At 46.4% G+C, this 20948-nt stretch carries 14 protein-coding genes and 2 pseudogenes; 9 read left to right on the forward strand and 7 right to left on the reverse strand.

Features of this window, described 5'->3' with window-relative positions:
- Window positions 1-113: 113 nt before the first annotated feature.
- Window positions 114-525 (forward strand): annotated as a pseudogene (locus tag R2Q26_RS14200) (IS5 family transposase); the annotation flags it as partial.
- Window positions 526-631: 106 nt separating this feature from the next.
- Here the strand turns inward: R2Q26_RS14200 and R2Q26_RS14205 are convergent.
- Complete coding sequence (locus tag R2Q26_RS14205) at window positions 632-2992, reverse strand: SEC-C metal-binding domain-containing protein (protein ID WP_317536890.1); 2361 nt, start codon at window positions 2990-2992, stop codon at window positions 632-634.
- Window positions 2993-3500: 508 nt separating this feature from the next.
- Here R2Q26_RS14205 and R2Q26_RS14210 point away from each other — a divergent pair.
- The 4 genes and pseudogenes from R2Q26_RS14210 to R2Q26_RS14225 form a co-directional block, all read left to right on the forward strand.
- Window positions 3501-3647, forward strand: a pseudogene (locus tag R2Q26_RS14210) (transposase); the annotation flags it as partial.
- 551 nt (window positions 3648-4198) lie between these two features.
- Window positions 4199-6070 carry a diguanylate cyclase gene (locus R2Q26_RS14215; protein WP_317536891.1) on the forward strand — a complete coding sequence of 624 codons (1872 nt, stop codon included), beginning with the start codon at window positions 4199-4201 and terminating at the stop codon, window positions 6068-6070.
- Window positions 6071-7044: 974 nt separating this feature from the next.
- Window positions 7045-8916, forward strand: a complete 1872-nt coding sequence (locus tag R2Q26_RS14220) for a diguanylate cyclase (RefSeq protein ID WP_317536892.1) — start codon at window positions 7045-7047, stop codon at window positions 8914-8916.
- 195 nt (window positions 8917-9111) lie between these two features.
- Window positions 9112-9267, forward strand: a complete 156-nt coding sequence (locus R2Q26_RS14225) for a hypothetical protein (RefSeq protein ID WP_317536893.1) — start codon at window positions 9112-9114, stop codon at window positions 9265-9267.
- 119 nt (window positions 9268-9386) lie between these two features.
- On the opposite strand, the gene R2Q26_RS14230 is transcribed toward R2Q26_RS14225, so the two are convergent.
- The 3 genes from R2Q26_RS14230 to efp form a co-directional block, all read right to left on the reverse strand.
- Entirely contained in the window at window positions 9387-13373 is a 3987-nt protein-coding gene (locus R2Q26_RS14230; RefSeq protein WP_317536894.1) for a translocation/assembly module TamB domain-containing protein, read from the reverse strand.
- Between the two features lie 17 nt (window positions 13374-13390).
- The gene (locus R2Q26_RS14235; protein ID WP_317536895.1) at window positions 13391-15130 is read right to left on the reverse strand and encodes an autotransporter assembly complex protein TamA; all 1740 of its coding nucleotides are present in this window, start codon (window positions 15128-15130) and stop codon (window positions 13391-13393) included.
- A 189-nt stretch (window positions 15131-15319) separates the two neighbouring features.
- Window positions 15320-15886 (reverse strand): elongation factor P, encoded by a 567-nt coding sequence (efp, locus tag R2Q26_RS14240; RefSeq protein WP_317536896.1) that lies wholly within the window; start codon window positions 15884-15886, stop codon window positions 15320-15322.
- 21 nt (window positions 15887-15907) lie between these two features.
- Between efp and R2Q26_RS14245 the strand changes: the two genes are divergently transcribed.
- The 4 genes from R2Q26_RS14245 (at window position 15908) to pgsA (ending at window position 19291) form a co-directional block, all read left to right on the forward strand.
- Window positions 15908-16588: a uracil-DNA glycosylase gene (locus R2Q26_RS14245; RefSeq protein WP_317536897.1), complete on the forward strand. Its 681-nt coding sequence runs from the start codon at window positions 15908-15910 to the stop codon at window positions 16586-16588.
- 22 nt (window positions 16589-16610) lie between these two features.
- Window positions 16611-16799: a 4-oxalocrotonate tautomerase family protein gene (locus R2Q26_RS14250; protein WP_317536898.1), complete on the forward strand. Its 189-nt coding sequence runs from the start codon at window positions 16611-16613 to the stop codon at window positions 16797-16799.
- A gap of 25 nt (window positions 16800-16824) precedes the next feature.
- Window positions 16825-18642 carry an excinuclease ABC subunit UvrC gene (gene uvrC, locus R2Q26_RS14255; protein WP_317536899.1) on the forward strand — a complete coding sequence of 606 codons (1818 nt, stop codon included), beginning with the start codon at window positions 16825-16827 and terminating at the stop codon, window positions 18640-18642.
- 76 nt (window positions 18643-18718) lie between these two features.
- Window positions 18719-19291 (forward strand): CDP-diacylglycerol--glycerol-3-phosphate 3-phosphatidyltransferase, encoded by a 573-nt coding sequence (gene pgsA / locus R2Q26_RS14260; protein ID WP_317536900.1) that lies wholly within the window; start codon window positions 18719-18721, stop codon window positions 19289-19291.
- Here pgsA and R2Q26_RS14265 read toward each other — a convergent pair.
- From R2Q26_RS14265 to R2Q26_RS14275, 3 genes are all read right to left on the reverse strand, one after another.
- Entirely contained in the window at window positions 19286-19633 is a 348-nt protein-coding gene (locus R2Q26_RS14265; protein ID WP_317536901.1) for a tetratricopeptide repeat-containing protein, read from the reverse strand. The two genes, pgsA and R2Q26_RS14265, sit on opposite strands and share 6 nt — an antisense overlap.
- Window positions 19615-19863, reverse strand: coding sequence for a hypothetical protein (locus R2Q26_RS14270; protein ID WP_317536902.1), 249 nt, complete (start codon window positions 19861-19863; stop codon window positions 19615-19617). The genes R2Q26_RS14265 and R2Q26_RS14270 overlap by 19 nt, the downstream gene beginning before the upstream one ends.
- A gap of 305 nt (window positions 19864-20168) precedes the next feature.
- The coding region (locus R2Q26_RS14275) for a hypothetical protein (RefSeq protein WP_317536903.1) at window positions 20169-20948 on the reverse strand (780 nt) is incomplete at its 5' end.

Here is a 20948-nt window from a genome sequence, read left to right on the forward strand (position 1 = left end):
GGTTGATCTGCCGAGATCTTTACCAACAGGTTACACCGCTTCCTTCTCCTGTCATACACCAGAAATGATCATAGCTCGAAATGATCATAGCTCGAGCGGTAGGTCAAGAAGCCCAAGCCATCGGGAAAAGCCGTGCGGGCAACACTACGAAGATCCACCTGGCGGTTGGTAGTTGTGGTTTGCCAGTTGGGTTTGAAATTACCGGTGGAGAAGTGCATGATTGTTCTGCAGCACCACAGCTGATTGCCAAATTACCTGATGCGCAAGCGATTGTAGCGGATAAGGGCTATGACAGTGAAGCAGATAGTAAAGAAGGGAGCCAAGGCTGTGATTCCAAGAAAGCGCAATTCGTTGAAGGGTAACGCAGATATGGATTGGGGCTTGTATAGATATCGGCATTTGGTGGAAAACACCTTTGCTCGCCTAAAGCAGTATCGGGCAGTAGCCACGCGATATGACAAACTAAGAAGAAATTTTGAGAGTATGGTAGCCATCGCGTGTGGATATCTCTGGCTACCTATGTGAAATGTCAACAAACCCTAGAGCATTGTCAAAGCGCTAAGAGTTGGTATTTAAAAAAGATACGCAAGAGATTTATCAGAATAATGAGCAAAAAATTTCCTTCACTTTGCTAAGCGCCACAACATTTCTTGTATTTTTTCCCGCTACCGCAAGGGCAGGGGTCATTTCTGCCGACTTTAGCAGGAGTAGTCAGTGAAGCGGGATGCAGCAGAGCTAAATCGTTTCGTCCGAGCTTTCTGCGCAACAGATTATAGGTATTAATAAAATTCTGGTTGAAATGAGATGGGTTACCTATTGTTTCCCATAAAGGGCGATTCTCCAGGATAGGGGAGAGCATCTCGAATGCTTCTGCGTCATTGCCTTGAGCGATCAGGAGCTTGGCCACTTCAAGGCGAACATTAGCCATATATGGATCGATTTGCAGCAATCTTTCAAAAGCAGCTTTTGCTGCTTTTGGACGATTCAAATTTAATAAAAGGGAGCCAAGTATGTACCAGTGTTTCACATCATCTGGGTTACGGTTGATATGTTCACGGGTGATTCTCAATCCCTCGATCATTGACATAACCTGTCCATCCAGTGTGCAATCGTGAAAAGAAATCAATGATTCCTTTTGCCAATCGGGATGCTTGTCTGCCGCTGCAATCATCATTTGCGCTGTTATGCTCATGTTGGCTTCTGGTGTGAGTTCAAATTCCACATCCTTGCCACATGACAGACAAGGTATTTCATCTGCGATGAGAGTAGTTGAGGTTTTGGATTCTTCAGCAGCAGTAGGAGAAACTACAATCCCTTTAACGTGATATAAATTGATTTCATGACATTCAGGGCAACGGAGTTTTAGCGATAAGAAATCACGAAAAAAATCACCACGCTCGAATGATTCCCTTCTGAGTTTACTTGTTTGGTAATCGTCCAGAACACGTTTTTCTACTTTTTCCAATAAAGGATCATGCCGTTCCAGCAAACGGCTGAGCACATAAAAAGCATGATCGATCCATGGCTGTTTCCGTTTTAGATGAGGTTTGAGCAAATCAAGCATCCTGCTATCCGGTGCTGACAAAGCTAATTGACACCAACGTTCGCTGTCATCAGCAAATAGGTCTGAGAAATACCGCACTGCAAAATCAGCAGCATGTTTACCTCCAATATCGCTTATAGTAGATAAGCCATAGATTCTTTGAGAAAAATCAAGCGCATCCCATCGTTCAATTAACGCTTCTTGGGCCTTGGTACCAATTGCTTTCAGGGACTCTTCAGCAGTTTCGTGCAAGAAATCTCCTGATTCTTCAGAAAGTGAATCTATTAAACAAGGCACAAATTCTTCAAATTGCAGTTCACCCATTGCTTTTGCCAAATGCACACCGCCATAGGTCATCGCTGTTTTGGCAAGCAGATCAACCATAGCGTGGATTGTTTCCTGACGTGGAAAGGTTTTAAGCCGTGCAATAAGCCGGTCGAATTGAGGAAGCCAATTCAAATTAATGGCTAATAATGCTAGTGTGTGATTCAAATCCTTATCTGTGGAATTAAAATCATCAAGTTCATAAGCATGTAGGCAAGCTGCTAGCGTTGCGTCATATAGCATATCCTTGTTTAAATTCCGTACTAGAACATTCTTTGGCTGTATGAGGGTAAGAAAGGTTTTGCATCCCGGTTGATGTGCCTGCTCCAGAATCTTTATGAGATCAGTGCTAGAGCCGTATTTATCAAGACATTGATCGAGAAAATCCAAGGGTGCTCCGGCTCTGAATAAGTCCCTCGTTTCTTCGATGCGCTGCGTGGATATTCCCTCACGTCTGTCTAAAACCAACTCGAAATAGGCCGAATGGCCGAATAAACCGGAAAATAATTGTTCCAATAAATTTTCTTTTTGATCATTATTTTGTTTATTTTGCAAAGAAGTACCAAGGATAGATTGCAATGATTCTGGTGATAAAACATCCGCAAAACTCAAAACTGAAGAAAGCATCATCGTTTTGAACAGAGCATCGTCAGGTGAAGCCAGAATCAACGTACACAGTTTCTCAGCCAAAGGTGCGTACTGTTTTTTAGCGCCAAGGTGTGCTGCATGTTCCATTGCGGTGATGCGGTATAGATCAAGCGGTTCACCGTTTTCAACATTTTCCAGATATTTTTCAAATAGCGTTATCAGTGCATTAGGATGAAATTTAGCCAGATGAGGTGTAGCTTCCAAAGCAAGTTTTCCAGGCCATTGCAACCACCGATCAAGGATCATGTTACTTAGGCTTGCAAGACGCTCTGTAGGTAAATTTCTAAATAGCTGAGGCAAAATATCGATGTCATTATTCTCAATCTGACGCAGCAGGAATAAGTCATGAAACCACTCAGATGCCAACGCTGCGCGCTCGGACGATGCCTTGATTGGTATACTCTCAAGGATATCGATAGCCCATTCAATCATGACGGGGTTATCCAATTTTTCTGAAACGCGGATGTGTTTTAGCATAATTCTTTACCTGAGTTGATTAATCGGGATGCTGTGGGATTATTGGAAGAAAGGATATTACAATACAAATATTGCATGTAAGCCTTGCTTTATCAAGAAAAGTGACAATGGCAAACCAATTACAGGCATTATCACTGTAAACTCAGATTAGCTTAATTGGCAATGTTGAAGAGCAGAGCAGAGTTTTTAAATTAAGTATAATTTTTTCAGCAGGCTGATCCTTGAAACAATCAAAAAATGGATTGATGCGATACTTCTTCTGATTCCTTTACATTGATTAAACGTTATGTACAAGAAGTAAATAATGTCTTATTCCATTTCCAAATCAAACGTGATGCGAAGGCGAACCCCAGACAGTATAAATAAACGAGATAGTCCCCCGGCTTTGCCGGGGGACTATTAAAGGTTTGACCGTGTGATACGGTCACCTTGATTCTTTTAGCTTGATCAAGAGCTAGGAGAATCAAATGAGAGATTATCAGAGTTTGGCCCATACAAGTTTATGGGGAAATCGAGGAATTTCACAGGTGAAAGTTTTTGGGCGCGTGGTTATTTTGTATCGACCGTAGGGTTAGATGAAGAGATGGTTAGAGAATATATCCGACATCAAGAGAAGGAGGATGAACATTATGATCAGCTCAAGCTTGGTATGTGATGCCACCTTTAGGTGGCGCCAATTCTTGCCCCTTTGAGGGGCTAACAGAAATAAGCCTCCGGCTCTGCCGGAGGTAATTTAACTAATACGGCAAGGAGAAACCGACAAATTTATTGATAACACTTTCCAGTGCTTTGTAAGCTCTTCAGGTTTCGCTGAGGTTGGCAGCATGGGACTTTGACATGAAGTAAATTACCAAGAATATCTACCACGATATGCTGCGTTTGCTGTGAGGATCAAACTTATTTTTATCAAATTCCATTGCTCATCACTTATATCTGTTTTATATCGCGTCTCTTAGCATATTATCAAAGTCATTGATTATAATGTATATTATTTGACAAGGAGGCTTCTCAAACACAGAATTATTTCTATTAGGAAAATTTTCTAATTAGCATTGATTCGCTGGGTGCATTCATAGTGGAGAAGGAGATAATCTATCTGGCAGAAATATAAACCGCACTGCCTTAAGTCCTCAAAATCTGTAGCCTGTACAGAACGAACAGGCGCCCTCAGAGTCAATTGGGTAGAGAGTCAATTAGGAGAACGTCATGCTGCTGCAGATCAATCCGCTAAGAAGACTTTTTAATGTGCAATGGTTGGGGCTCGGCCTGATCCTGGGTGCTTTGGGTATGGCAATTGCACTCAATCTGTATTTTGGGCATGCTCACGCTGCGGCCCGTGAGCAGGACAGATTGTCGACTCAGGCGCGGGTGATTGCTGAGAACACGGAGTACCAACTGACGAGTGCGAGCCTCGCGCTGGAAAACGTTCGCAGCAACCTGGCTTACTGGAAAGACGAGGCGGGGCAGCAAGCGGGGATACGCTACCTCAAGGCGGCGAGCATCATACCGGGCATACACTCTATGAGCGTCGTGGATAAAGAAGGCACCATCACTGCCTCGACCCGTTCTGAATTGATCGGAATGAATCTCGGTTCCCGCGATTATTTCCAGGAAGTCAAACGGTATCCCAACGCGGACATCCTCTACGTCTCACCGCCATACGAAACCGTACTTGGTACATTCGCGATTAACATTATCCGCATGATACCAGGAGAGCAGGGTGAATTTGACGGCATCGTCTCTGTGACGCTTGATCCGGAATATCTCAAGACCCTGATGATGTCCGTGCAATATGCGCCGGACATGTGGGTTTCCATTGTGCACAGCGATGGCCTGGTGTTCCTCATGATGCCTGAAAGAATAAACATCGAGGGAATGAATCTGAAACACCCTGATTCGTTCTTCACGCGGCATCGGAGCAGCAGCAAGAAGGAGAAAGTATTCACGGGTACCGTGTATGCTACCCAGGAGCAAGGGATGATCGCTCTGCGCACCATTTATCCAACAGCCATCAAGATGGACAAGCCCCTGGTGGTGGCAGTCAACCGCGATCTCGATTCAATCTTCCTGTCTTGGCGACGGAATGCAGCAGTGCAGGGAATACTTTTCGGGGTGATTGTACTTGCTTCCACCATGGGACTATTTCTCCACCAACACCGACAGCGTAAGCTTGAGAAAGAAGCAGCGCAAGCGCGTGCACTGGTTAACCGGTTCAGTTTTGCACTGGATCATATCCCCACGTATATCTTCATGAAGGATCAACAGCGACGTTATGTCTACGCCAACCGGTCGACCCTGGAGTTGTTCCAATGTTCGGCAGAGGAGCTTTCTGGCAGCTTGGATTCACGTTTTTTTCCGCCCGAAACGGTGGCCCAGCTGCATGACATAGATACCCGTGTGCTCATCCATGGCGAAGATACTGCGGAGAAAGTCATTTACAAGAGTGAGGACGGCAGCATTCGCATCTACTGGGAGATCAAGACTCCGATTTACGAAGATGACAAGAAGACCAGGATCAGTGGACTGTGCGGTATTGCTACGGATATTACAGAGTTCGAGCTGTTGAAAGGAAAGCTTGAGCAGCAGGCACGTCAAGACTATCTGACTGGACTCTTCAACCGCCGCTTCTTCATGGAGCAGGGCCATGCTGAACTTGTTCGCGCACAGCGATATGGCCACGCTCTTTCCGTGCTTATGCTCGATGTCGATCACTTCAAAAAGATCAACGACAAACATGGACACCAGACGGGTGACGCTGTTCTCAAACGGCTCGCCGATGTCATGCGCAAAATACTGCGTACGGTCGATATCATCGGACGTGTGGGCGGAGAAGAGTTTGCCGTGCTGTTACCTGAAACCGATCTGCAAAGGGCGACAGAAGTGGCGGAGCGCTTGCGTGAGGAAACTGCTCACGCCGTGGTGACGTCGGTGACGGGCATGCCGCTGAATTTCACAGTATCGATAGGCGTGGCCAGTCTCGAGGGGAAAGACATTGACCTCAATACGCTGATCAATCAGGCTGACAGGGCGCTGTATCAGGCGAAGGAGAGTGGACGCAACAGAGTGTGCCTCGCATAACCATTCATCGCATGCCCTGAATGTTGGAGGTGCATCATGTTGTTTGCTTTTTCATTTGCGTGTTCACACAGGAGTAAAAGATCGCTCTAATGAAGGCAGCTTATTCCATTTTCAAATAAACCTGATTTTGTCGGCTTCTCCTTGCCGTATTATTATACAGTTCAAGTGCGGCTATTGCGTTGTCTGGAGGCGGAGAAACGTACAGAAGAGACTGGGCCTTGCTACGTCGTCAATTGATTAGCACAGGACGCTTTCTCTGGAATTTGCCTGATAAACTGGGTAAGCGTTTTGGGGAGGAGTGATGATAGAGAATTTACCTAAATTTATACCTTAGCTGATGCGGTGCAAAACATCAATTCTTCCATACTCGCGAATACTACCTTAATTACCTGGTCATTCAGTAAAACGATATCTTCATTATGCAATTCACTGCGGTCGCGCTGGTTAAAGCAGCATATCGAAAAATTTTTAATTTTTTATGAACTTACAATACTACTTAGAGTTCTCAGCTTAGAGAAACTTTAACGGACAAAAGCTTCAGCTTCTTATTAAAAACATCAGGCATACGAACAGCAAGATTAGTAATTTCTTCTACCCATTTTTTCTTTTTTTATTGAATCCACGGTGTTTCACTTGAATTCCAGTTTCTATCTGCGTTACTGAACTATCTGTTTTATATGGTATCTCTTAGCTTGTTATCAAAACCCTTGATTCTAATGATAATCGTTTCATCAGACAGCTTCTCAAGCCCAGAATTTCTATTAGGAAAATTTTCTAATGGAAAATCTGAGCTAAAACAACCAACGCATCATGATGACATTGATTCGCCTGGGTGCACTCATAGTGGAGAAGGAAATGGCCTACCTGACAGAAATAGAAACCGCACTGCCTTGAGTTCTCAAAACCTGTGGCCTGTACAGAACGAACAAGCGCCCTCAAAGTCAATTGGGTGGAGAGCCAATTAAAAAAACGCCATGCTGCTACTGATCAATCCGCTAAGAAGACCTTTTAATGTGCTATGGTTGGGGCTTGGCCTGATCCTGGGCGCTTTGGGTATGGCGATTGCACTCAATCTGTATTTTGAGCATGCTCGCGTTGCGGCCCGTGAGCAGGACAGATTGTCGACTCAGGCGCGGGTGATTGCTGAGAACACGGAGTACCAACTGACGAGTGCGAGCCTCGCGCTGGAAAACGTTCGCAGCAACCTGGCTTACTGGAAAGACGAGGCGGGGCAGCAAGCGGGGATACGCTACCTCAAGGCGGCGAGCATCATACCGGGCATACACTCTATGAGCGTCGTGGATAAAGAAGGCACCATCACTGCCTCGACCCGTTCTGAATTGATCGGAATGAATCTCGGTTCCCGCGATTATTTCCAGGAAGTCAAACGGTATCCCAACGCGGACATCCTCTACGTCTCACCGCCATCCGAAACCGTACTTGGTACATACGTGATTAACATTATCCGCATGATACCAGGAGAGCAGGGCGAATTTGACGGCATCGTCTCTGCGACGCTTGATCCGGAATATTTCAGGACCCTGATGATGTCCGTGCAATATGCGCCGGACATGTGGGTTTCCGTTGTGCACAGCGATGGCCTGGTGTTCCTCATGATGCCTGAAAGAATAAACATCGAGGGAATGAGTCTGAAACGCCCCGATTCGTTTTTCACGCGGCATCAGAGCAGCGGCAAGAAGGAGGAAGTATTCACGGGTACCGTGTATGCTACCCAGGAGCAAGGGATGATCGCTCTGCGCACCATTTACCCAACAGCCATCAAGATGGACAAGCCCCTGGTGGTGGCAGTCAACCGCGATCTCGATCCAATCTTCCTGCCTTGGCGACGGAATGCAGCAGTGCAGGGAATACTTTTCGGGGTGATTGTACTTGCTTCCACCATGGGACTATTTCTCCACCAACGCCGACAGCGTAAGCTTGAGAAAGAAGCAGCGCAAGCGCGTGCACTGGTTAACCAGTTCAGCTTTGCACTGGATCATATCCCCACATGTATCTACATGAAGGATCATCAGCGACGTTATATCTATGCCAACCGGTCGACCCTGGAGTTGTTCCAGTGTTCGGCAGAGGAGCTTTCTGGCAGCTCCGATTCACGTTTTTTTCCACCCGAAACGGTAGCCCAGCTGCATGACATAGACACACGTGTGCTCATCCATGGCGAAGATACTGCGGAGAAAGTCATCTACAAGAGTGAGAACGGCAGCACTCGCATCTACTGGCAGATCAAGACTCCGATTTACGAAGATGACAAGAAGACCAGGATCAGTGGACTGTGCGGTATTTCTACGGATATTACAGAGTTCGAGCTGTTGAAAGGAAAGCTTGAGCAGCAGGCACGTCAAGACTATCTGACTGGACTCTTCAACCGCCGCTTCTTCATGGAGCAGGGCCATGCCGAACTTGTTCGCGCACAGCGATATGGCCACGCTCTTTCCGTGCTTATGCTCGATGTCGATCACTTCAAAAAGATCAACGACAAACATGGACACCAGACGGGTGACGCTGTTCTCAAACGGCTCGCCGATGTCATGCGCAAAATACTGCGCACGGTCGATATCATCGGACGTGTGGGCGGAGAAGAGTTTGCCGTGCTGTTACCTGAAACCGATCTGCAAAGGGCGACAGAAGTGGCGGAGCGCTTGCGTGAGGAAACTGCTCACGCCGTGGTGACGTCGGTGACGGGCATGCCGCTGAATTTCACAGTATCGATAGGCGTGGCCAGTCTCGAGGGGAAAGACATTGACCTCAATACGCTGATCAATCAGGCTGACAGGGCGCTGTATCAGGCGAAGGAGAGTGGACGCAACAGAGTGTGCCTCGCATAGCCATTCATCGCATGCCCTGAATGTTGGAGGTGCATCATGTTGTTTGCTTTTTCATTTGCGTGTTCACACAGGAGTAAAAGATCGCTCTAATGAAGACAGCTTATTCCATTTTCAAATAAACCTGATTTTGTCGGCTTCTCCTTGTCGTATTATCCTAAAAACCGTAGTTGACCGCTTAATTGGAGAGCTAAGCGCATGACATATAGAAGTATTTCCGGAATTTTTTCATTTACCAGAATGGTGAAGCCGCTACGAGGTGTATCGTATGCCGCTCCAGGCGCGAATGCGGCGTTGCTCTTCGTTGCAGGGGGGGCGGTCCTGCGGCCTCATCGCGCCTTGCCTCGCACCTGAATCACCACACGCTCCACCCCATCCAACTACGGTTTTTAGGATTATTTATACTGTTTGCGGCACGCCTTCGCGACATGTTTGATTTTGGAAATGGAATGACATGACTTTGCGTGCTGCATTCAATCATACTGAAAGGTATAGTACAGATCGATTGCATTATCGTCACCTGCCCGGGTCACTATAGTAATGTTTCGTGTCAGGCTGTAGGTGAGCTTGGTGATGCCCGCGGTTGCGGTGGTGAGTCCTCGTTCATAACTCAGATAGGCGCTCGAGGAAAGGCGTTTACCAATGACGCCGATCTGGCTGCTTAAGGCACTGCCGGTTGCCTGCTGTCTAATCGAAAATTCATCGACACCCAGTGTTTGACCGATCTGCTCAATTACACCGCCGCCGCTGGATTGTCCGCCCAGAATAGACCCGGCAGCGGCGAGCAACAATGAAGTATCCATACCGCTGGCATCAGGGGCACGTCCCAGTACGATCCAGGATAACTTTTCAGAATCGGGGACGTTAGGGGTGGATACCAGCTTAATAATTGGACGGCGTACCGTACCCGTGACTTGAACCCCTGCTTCCACAGCTAAATCCTTGGGGGTTGTCAGCGCATTGAGCCTAGGATCATTAAAGCTGGCGGTACCGCGATGTGCGCCGCCCAGGCGCCGGTCATAATAGGCACTAATGCCTGCGTTCACGGGTAAATCCTTGCGGACTGCCAGTACGTTCAATGCTGGATCGTCGAGGGGGCCATCGAAACTGACGATTCCGCGTTGCACCGTTAAGCGCTGACCATAAGCATTAAAGATCGTATCACGAGCGGCAATCGTTCCGATTGCATGCAGTGCTTGTCCAGGTTTACTGCTTAAATGCAATTGCCCAGCTAACCGGCCTTCTAACCCAGACGCGCGCAAGTAGAAATGCTCTCCTAAATCCAAGGTGGCGTCCAGATTTACCAGAAGCTTCTGGGAATTGGCAGGAAGGGGTGACTGCCCAATGATGACCACATCATCGGATAATTGTGGTTGTTCAGTCTCAGGTTGCAGCAAAAACCCGGCATCTGTTGTCAATTTGCCATCGATCGTGAGTTGCTGCTTGTTTAAGCTCACCTGCCCGCTGCCAGAAGCAATGATCCACCGATCGGGCTGTTGCGCCAAGGGCAGGTGATCTATTTCAATCGTTAAGTGACTGCGCTGATTTTGATAATCGATAGCACCCGTTACCGTAAGCTGTCCTGAGTCTTTGGGTAATTTTATTTTGGACAAGAGGCGATCGCTAGGTGGAGATTGATGGGGTGAAACGAAGGTGAGGGTGCTGACTTGCAATGAAGTTTGATTAAAATGGGCTTTGAGACTTCCTTGCTGCAGATGGATACCTTCATCTAGTAGAGCTATTGCCAGTTCTTCTCCTAGAATGGCCCCGTCTAAGCGGGGCTGATTAAATGTGCCCGCTACGTTGGTTTGGATGGAAAACCGGCCGCTACTTTTCAGGTTACTATCCACTACCGGCCCAATCCACGATAAATCAGCAATGTTGACATTCATTTTCCCACTCAGTGGTAACTCATGGGCAATCTGCCAAACACCATCTTTGGAGACCAAAGGGAGAGACGCTTTTGCCACCGTTTCCCCAATTTTCTCACCACGAATTACCAGATCTGCCATCAAATTACCATCCTGAGCACGTGCATCGAATTGCAATTGCTGCAAACCGAGCTGAAGAGGGGTATCCTCGAGCAACAATGCCCAGTCACCTTTTTCGCGAGCGATACGAATATGACCACTTAACTGTTTGCTGGCAGTAATGTTCCATTCACCTCCCATTTGTAGTATTTCGACGTTTTGAAGCAGGGCATTTTCTGGCTTCAGGTTAATATGCGTCAATGTTCCACGGCTAGACCATCGTTGGGGTGTCCAATGTGCATCGAGTATGCTGATTTCACCATTGGCAACAGAAGCTCTGGTTGGTTCCAAGGCAATTCGTTTTTGACTGATGCTAAGTATGGGCTGGTTTAGTAAGTGAAAAGGTAAGAAACCAGTTGCCGATAATTTTTCTATTTCACCATTCCATTGAAAATTCTGCAGATTTTCCTTAGGAAGAACGAGTCTGCCAGTAGTATGGAATGCAAGATGTGAATCCTTAGGCAAATCCGTTTCTATGCTTAACATATGCCGGGCTTGATTGCCGGTCAGTGCGATGGTCAAGTTTTTCAGATAATCTTCATTCTCCAGACGATAATTTGCTGCTTTGATAGCAAGCATTACTGCTGTTTGGTGTAGATTTCCTGTGATGGTGAAATCAGATAATTGGTTACCGCTAACCATTAAGTGTTTCGCGCTGCTTTCGATGAGTAGGTGCGGGGATTCTAAAGTATCGCTCAGTGTTATCTGTGCTTTGAGATCACCTTCTAGTTTTAATCCTAGTTGGGCCAGGGCTGGTGCGGTGACATTCAGTAATAATCGATCCCCCTTGTTGCCAAACGCACCTGTAGCGCTGAATTGATTAGTGCCAATCTGTAAGTTGATTTTACTTTTGATCCGCTTGGCATCCTCAAATGCGAGCTGACCTTCACCCTTGACCGGTTGCTTGGCAAACTGGCTTTTCGTCACGGTGAAATCAACGATGCCACTGATTTGTGGAGCTAGTTTCCCTGACAAGTTGAACGTAGCATTCAAATTTGAGCGAGGCACCTGCATGAACGCTGCAAGATCAAACTGCTTAAGCATACCTTCAAAATGAAATGATTGAGATTCTTTCAGATCCAATTGGCCTTGTCCCGTCAGTATGGAGCTTTGATGGCGCAGGGTGAATTTTTCTAAACTTACGGCAGTTTCTATGCGAGTTAGATTCGTTTCAAGCGATAAGGCCTTGGCCTTGTCTTGAAGAGAAATCGTACCTTGTTGCATTGCGGCATCGCCTGTGAGTTTAAGATAGCCATTGATTTTTGCTACTTGTAAACGTGTATCCAGTGCAGCCGGATTTAGCTGATTTACTTTGAGATCTGCAGTTCCCATCGCTCGCGTTATCTGCCAGTCGAAATGACCGGTAATACTTGCGTTATCGGTCATTTTCAGCAGTATGTCGTCAAACTGGATTTCATCCATTGAAATTAAGGACCGTGCTCGTACTTCAATTATGGGCAATCCATTCTGATCGAGTGGTAGCGGGAGACTGTTTTTAATAGCCATGCTTCCTTGCAGCTTGCCGGCAGAATCCTCAATTAAATCTGTATGAATGGAGAGATTAGCTTTGGGCATATCAGCTAAAAAGGCAGAGGGATCCATTTTATCTATCGTTAGATGGAGTGTGGCAAGCGGCATCGTCGCCAAGGGATGCAAAACAAAATCTCCCTTACCTTGAGCATTCACGCTCTTTCCGGTTACGGTTCCCTTGATTTCTTCCAGATTACCAGTCAGTTCGATTGAAATGGCAGCTTCAGCAGTATCTATTTGTGTAGAAGGTAACCGGCTAAGTAAGGTTGCGTGAGCACTCAGGTCAAAAGGTTTGTCGGGATTTATCTGAATCGATCCACTCAATTTTCCGAACTCTGAATCAAGCGAGATTTCTCGTAAGCTGTGACGCTGAGCGTCACTTTCGACGCTGGCTGTTATATTGGTGATCGTAAAATCAGGTGCTTCCTTGCCGATTGTCAGCATTTGCAGAACGCCAATTTCCAGCTTTTGCAGGGCTATCGAGAGGGGCAGTCGCAAGTTTTCCGGTAGAACGAATGGTTTCTTATCTGGTTTTGGAGAGGGTGAAGACTGTGTCTCGATTGTTTTGACTGTCAGAATATCGATTGTTAATTGGCTGGAAAATAATAATTGGGGCTGCCAGTGCAGTTCGATTTCATCGATGGTGGCGCGCAGCTCATCACTGGTATAGTTAATTTTCTTTATGCTCAAAGCGCGTAAGGTGCCATTAATATCCTCAAAGAATATGCGCTCACCGCTGATACGAGACACTGAATCCAGCAGGAACCGCAGACCAGAGGTTGTAGTGGTCAACCAAATGCTGCTTGCGCTCACAGCTACGGTCAGCAACAGGAGGAAAATGAGAAACCATAGCTTTTTCCTGCTTCCCTTTTGTTTTGGCTTGGCTTCAGTATTTTCCATTTTTTAGGCTTAATTAACTAGAAAGCTGCTGCAATCGAGAAATGAATATGCAGCGTACCGGTTTCATGTCGTCTGGCTAAATCGAGCGCAAGCGGACCAGCGGGGCTACGCCAACGGATACCGCTACCATAACCAAGTGATGGATTAAAAGACTGCCAGGAATCTGCTGCATCACCAACATCCGTAAACAAGGCGGCACCCCAGTTATGAGTAAACCAATGCACATATTCCAGTGTTCCCGTCCCCAGCGTGCGCCCACCTACAATAGCATCGCCTTCACTAACTCCTAAGCTTAGAAAGTTATGCCCACGCACAGAATTTATACCCCCCGCACGAAATAAGTATTCCTGAGGAATACCTAGACGTGATGATGCTAGGGTATAACCTACTTCAGCACGTAGATACAGCACATCGCGCGCTCCAATTGGCCACCAGTGTTGATGCCGCGCATACATGCGCACAAAATCACGTTCCGAAAGTGCATAGTGAGTGCCACCGCTAAGGCGAATTTCTGAAATATGGCCACGCCTGGTAAATAGAGGATTATCAACGTTATGGTAACGCCACCAACTATCCAATGCGAGTGCTTCACTGATTGTATGAGGCGCACCTACCGGTCTTCTATCCTCCCTTTGCCAAGTGATCCCGTACTGTGTCTGTATTCTTTCCGTAGTCCGGTCTCGTGTAAAACTCACTCTTTGATTGAATGTTTTTAAATCCTCGATATCGGTCCGTTCGATTTTTGCTCCCAGGCTATAGATATAATTGTTTTCGTCCGGGATCGTATCAAGTTTTGCTGAGAAGGTTTGGCGCTTTTGCTCATAACGGAGCAAGCTGCTCAAATTCAATGGTCGGTTCAGAAAATTGAATTTGTAATTACGGTAGTTGATTTCTCCACGGGCACCCGTGTTAGTACTATAGCCAGCGCCCACAGCGATCCGCTGAGAATGTGCCTCGGTCAATATGACATTAACTGGGACGGCCTGGTGATATGCAATATCGGGATCGATACTGACTGAGACTGAGCTAAAGTGAGGTAGATTCTGTAAGGCGCTCTGGAATGCAAGCAATTGATCCCGGCGATAAGGATTGCCTTTTTTGTAAGGAGCGTAGTTGGAAACCAGGCTTTGATCGTATTGCTTAAGTCCAGAAATCTGTAAGTCCCCAAAGTAGAATACAGGCCCTGAGTCGATAACTATCCGCAATTTTGCAGTTGCGGTAGCAGGATCGACTTCGGCCTGGCTGCTGACAATCTGTGCGGCTGCATATTCATTTTCCGCTATGCTGGATAATAAGGATGCCTTGGCTTCTTCCCATGCAGAATTACGGAAGAATTTGCGTGGTGTGAGTGGCCAACTGGCACGCAACTGCTCCATTCGTTTTTGGTGTTCGGGTGTGTCGGCTGCTAGATCGCCCTGAAATTCAATCGTCACCTCAACCACCCGTGTCCGCGTTCCCGGAATAACCTTCAGGGTTGGTTTTTCTCCGGCTAATTGATCTTCGAGTGTAACTGTAGGAGTGAAGTAACCTTCAGTTGCTAGGAGCTCTTTGATTTCCTGCTTTGCCTTACGAACAAAAGAGGCCTGAGCAGTATCATTGGTAAAGGATTCAACAGGGAATGAGATGTATTTTTTTATGAGTTTTTTGACAGATTTAGGTGCTGAGAGTGTGATTACAGCATCCGATTCTGAGTTTCTGCTTGGGTTTTGATCGGATTGGGCTGCAGAAACGACTGCGATAGCGACAGGGCTAAACACGCATGAAACAATAAACAGCGTAATGTATAGCCATCGCACATTATAAAATTGGAGTGGGAAGTTAATAGAAGATTGTATTGTATAATCAATCGCCATAGATAAGAGTTGGCAATTTTATATTGATCGAACTTAACCTCCGCCTGCTTATATTAATCCATTGATGTTTCAGTTTCTTAAATCGTTTCAATCTCAGACTCGTTCGATATATTCGCCTGTATCAGTATTGATTTTAATTTTTTCACCTTGTAAAACAAAAGAGGGCACCATAACGACCAATCCAGTTTCCGTGGTGGCAGGTTTATAAGAACTCGTAGCAGTCGCACCTTTGAGAATTGGTTCGGTATTCACGACGGTGAGTATAACACTCGAAGGAAATTGCACTCCAATGGGTCGATCATGATGAAAATTAACCAGCACATCCGTGTTGGGAAGCAAATATTCGCTTTGTCCCTCAAGGAAATCTTGCGATAAACTCAATTGTTCGTAAGTTTCCTTGTCCATAAAGATGTAGTCATTCCCTTCTTGATAGAGAAAAGTCATTTCTCGTGGCTCGACAACCGCACGTTCGACCTTTTCTTCAGTGCGAATACGCTGATTGGTTTTCGTGCCTGATTCGATATCCTTCATCTCCACCTGCATGAATGCGCCGCCACGACCACCAACATGAACATGGTAACATTTCAGTACACGCCAGATCCGCTTATCCCATTCGATCAAATTGCCAACGCGAATCTCAGTTGCGAGAACTTTTGCCATTGCTTATTTATCTTAAAAATAATGACCATTCTACACCAAAAAGCCCATAATCCTGCTTCAAACTCCTTTCTTGAAAAGTGCCGAAAGTGTGCTCGTTTGGCTGAATTTCTGGATACCGTCAGAATCCAATATCCGGATTACTATGCCAAACCGGTACCTTCATTCGGAGATTTATCCGCTAAGCTGCTGATTATCGGTCTTGCGCCTGGTATGCATGGTGCAAACCGGACTGGCAGACCTTTTACCGGTGATTTTGCTGGTATTTTACTGTATCAAACGCTCTACAAGTTTGGCCTAGCCAGTCGCAGCGAATCCATTGCGGTCGAAGATGATTTGCATCTTTATAGTTGCCGTATTACCAATGCTGTTAAATGCCTGCCACCCGCCAACAAGCCGCAACCAAGCGAAGTAAGGCAATGTAATGCCTATTTAGCAGCCGAAATAACAGATTTTACTGCTCATGGCGGCCAGGGCATACTGGCTCTGGGTAATGTGGCTCATCAGGCAGGATTGATGGCTTTAGGGCTTAAAATGAAAAGCTATCCTTTTAGCCATGGAGCTGCCCATATCTTACCCAGTGGACTGAGATTCTATGACAGTTATCACTGTAGTCGTTACAATACACAAACCAAACGCTTGACACAGAAAATGTTCGAGCAAGTGATTGCCAGAATTTGTGCAGATCTGGCATTAATAACATGATCAATTTTTGGGAGGGAACAAGATGCCTTATGTGAATATTCGTATTGCTGGTACGTTGAGCCGTGAACAGAAGAAACAGATTGCCGAGGAAATTACCGATACCTTAGAACGGGTAGGAAACAAACCCAAGTCGTATACCTATATTTCTTTTGATGAAGTTCCGCAAGAAAACTGGGCAATTGCCGGAACATTGCTCGGCAACGATAAATAAAAGGATATAAAAGGGAATAAGCATTTTGTCAGTAGCAGCGTTTGACGGCAAAGTTTTTTCATCGACCTTGCCCACTCTGCCGGGCGTGTATCGCATGCTGAATGCAGCAGGAGAAGTTATTTATGTTGGTAAAGCGATCGATCTCAAGAAGCGGGTATCATCTTATTTTCAGAAATCAAACCTGAGTCCGCGTATACAACTCATGGTATCGCAGATTGCAGGAATTGAAACGACGATCACGCGCTCCGAGGCTGAAGCGCTGCTGCTCGAGAATAACCTCATCAAGAGCCTTGCACCTCGTTATAACATATTATTCAGGGATGACAAGTCCTATCCGTATTTAATGTTAAGTCAGCATACTTATCCACGCTTGACCTTTTATCGGGGTGCTCTGGATAATCAGCATCAGTATTTTGGTCCTTTTCCCAATGCAGGCGTTGTCAGGGAGAGTATTCATCTTTTGCAAAAGGTGTTTCGTCTGCGTACCTGCGAAGATAGCGTTTTCAATCATCGTACTCGACCTTGTCTGCTTTATCAGATCAAGCGTTGTAGCGGGCCTTGCGTCAATCTCATCTCGCAAGATGAGTATCATGAAGATGTCAAAAGTGCCTCACTTTTTTTACAAGGCAAACAAAGCGAAGTATTGAAAGATATCGCTGAAAAAATGCAGACAGCTTCCGATCGAATGGAATATGAGCAAGCTGCGGTTTTCCGTGATCAAATGCAGGCGCTGCGGAAAATCCAGGAAAAACAGTTTGTTGATAGTGGTAAAGCGCTCGATGCGGATGTCATTGCTTGCGCTTTCCTGCATGATGATATTGAAAGAGTCTGCGTCAATTTAGTGATGATCAGAGGCGGGCGGCACCTGGGAGATAAGAGTTTTTTCCCACAAAATGTGCAAGGATATGAAATTGCTGATGTGTTAGAGGCATTTATAGCGCAGCATTATCTAAATCGACATGTACCGCCTTTGATTATTATCGGTGAAAAAATCCGCCTGAATATTCTGCAACCTTTATTGAGCGAGCAGGCTGGCCGTAAGATAGCAATCGTTCTTAATCCAGTTGGGGAACGACGTGTATGGCTGAATATGGCGACCGAGAATGCACGGTTGGCATTAAAGCAGAGGCTGCTAAGACAAGCTAGTCAGGAAGAGCGGTTACAGGCTTTACAGCAGGCTCTGAATCTACCTAGCCTTGGGCGTATCGAATGTTTCGATATCAGTCATACTATGGGTGAAGCAACGGTGGCTTCTTGTGTGGTTTATGACAATTTTTCTATGCGTAACAATGAATATCGCCGCTACAATATTACTGGCATCATACCTGGTGATGATTATGGGGCGATGCGCCAAGTACTTTTAAGGCGCTATGGCAAAATAGCTGAAGAGGATGGTAAATTGCCTGATCTGATTCTGATTGATGGCGGAAAAGGGCAGGTCAGTGCAGCTCAGGAAATATTGATTGAGCTGGGTCTCAATGATATTCCCTTTCTTGGAGTAGCCAAAGGGGAAGGGCGTAAACCTGGCCTAGAGCAATTGATTTTCCCATCAACTGAAAAGCCGTTAAAATTGCCGGCGGATCATGCTGGTTTACATCTCATCCAACAGATTCGTGATGAAGCACATCGTTTTGCCATTCAGGGACATCGCGCCAGACGTAATAAATCACGCACCCATTCTAGTCTTGAACAGATTGCTGGTGTGGGCGCAAAACGACGCCAAAGTTTGTTAGGACGATTTGGCGGGTTGAAGGGCGTACTGAGCGCAAGCATTGAGGAATTGCAACAGACAGAGGGTATCAGTCGGGCGCTGGCGGAGAGGATTTACCGGGAACTGCATTGAATCTGCTCAAAAAATAAATGACAATGACGGGATTGTCGTGCTGCATTAATAACAGAATCGACACTTGAATACTATCATGCCAATGAATCTTCCTAATCTGCTGACATGGCTACGGATACTCGCAATTCCGTTATTTGTCGGGATTTTTTATTTACCTCCGAGCTGGTTATCACCATTCGGACAGAATCTGATTGCTACCATCATTTTTAGCGGGGCGGCGATTACTGATTGGCTGGATGGTTATCTGGCTCGCACCCTTAATCAAACCTCAGCTTTTGGCGCTTTTCTTGATCCTGTCGCAGATAAATTGATGGTTGCGGCAGCCTTGATTGTGTTGGTGTATTTAGAAAGGCTGGATGCACCGATAGCAGTGGTTATCATTGGCCGTGAAATTACCGTTTCAGCATTACGCGAATGGATGGCGCAAATTGGTAAAGCCAAGAGTGTAGCTGTCTCTTTTTTGGGAAAAATAAAAACTGCTTCACAAATGATAGCTATTCCATTATTGCTTTATCACGAAAAAATCGAAGATTATTTTGATCCTCAAATAGTAGGAACCTGGCTTATTTATCTGGCTGCAATCTTAACGTTATGGTCAATGATTTATTATTTAAAAGCAGCTATTCCACAAGCACTTAAGCAGTCATAGCTCTGTCGCATGATTCAGCTTGATATGCTTCATGCGATCAGTTCGACTTTGATTTGACGGGGCTAGTTGTGTAGTGTCGAACGCTGTCGGTACCGTTACGCCACTGCGCTTGGCAAAGGTGAAGACTGCCACAAGATTGATCGCATGCCACGTATTGTTCGGATTACGTTCGTAGGGTTTTCTGTAGGCGTCAAGCGCATGCGCCAGCGCCTCTCTGCTCTCGATGCAGTGGGGATCTCGAGTATCGATGGCGATTTGCTTGTAGGCACGACCAATCAGACCAGCCAGCTTACTCCATTCTTCATCGCTCTCGGGAAGGCCCTCTAACGCCTTTTGTGCCACCGCGATGGCTGCGGTGTGGCTTGCCCTGTCTCGATTAGTGCCTGGGCGTGTAATCTCCGCACTGTGGTGGTGTTCGGCTGCACGCGTATAACGCGCTTGCTTAGTTTGGTGAGCAGGTTAAACTCACGTAGGTTTTTGAGATCGTTGGCGAGCCTTTGTGCTGCCTGAGAGTCTGTGCTTCCGGCAGGCCAGTGAGGGCGTTGTAGTAGCTCTCGAGCGCGTCGGACCATTGTGTCGGCATCCTGTCCCTTGCTCATAAGTGACTCCTCAGAGACCAAGCATCTTGAGCAAGGCGCACCGTACCTCATCATGCGCGAGATATTTTACGACTGAATGGCGCCAGGTTCCTTCATTAGTGACGCTGAGATCCTGGATGCGTTCGATGCCTCCGTCGCAAAAATCGTTTGCAATCTTTGGGTCGGCTCCACACACGACGTCCAGGTGGTCGTAGACGTTGACCCACTGGGTCTTAATTTGTGATCGGGGGTAACCGTTGTCCCGAGTCCATTCCGGCTTGAAACAATCTTGTACTTCGTCAATGCCGAGTGGACTGCCCATCGTCAGTCATCAAGCTATCAATGGCTGGGCAGCCAGGAACGCGTTTAAGGCAATCGTAGGCGACCATGGTTCCCATGCTGTGACTTACGACGATATGCGGACCGTTGGTCTTTACCTTTTTCAAATCATTGATAAAACGACTGCGGACTTCCTCTTGTACGCGATATGTTGTTCCCGGATGGGGGGAGAACTCCTTATTAAAAAGGTAGAGATAGGCATCGCGAATCTTGGCATCCATGATCTTCCTCTTGATGGACCAAGGGAGAGGAATACGCTCGAGCTTAGTGGCTTTGTCGTCAGTCGACCCATTCTCGCTTGCATTTCCGATTTCTGCATCGCTCATGCGTGTTTCATAAGCGCGCATGGCTTGTAGGAAGTGTTTCTCTTTGTCGGTGGTCCCCACGGGAATTTGGGTATTCCCGCTTGCATCGAGTTCCTGGAGAATCCTCTCGAGGGTACTCTCGTAATCGACTACATTCGGATCTGGTTCTGGATACAGCACATCCGCCCAGTAAACCATTGTTGTTGTGACTCCCTGGTCACCTAAATCAATACCGCTAATTCCTTTGGCTAAGGCATGTCTCCATATTTGGTGGAGTTTGTCTGGCTCGGGTTTATTTGAAAGGCCGTGAATGAAGGTGATGTGTGGCATGGTGGGATATATAGAGAACTTTGCACGATCAGAAACAAATTTAGCTGATGAGATGGGATAATTACTCATCAAATCATGTTGTTGGGGTAATTTATATGAGTTTTT

Source organism: Nitrosomonas sp. Is37, from assembly GCF_033063275.1.
Taxonomy (GTDB): Bacteria; Pseudomonadota; Gammaproteobacteria; order Burkholderiales; family Nitrosomonadaceae; genus Nitrosomonas.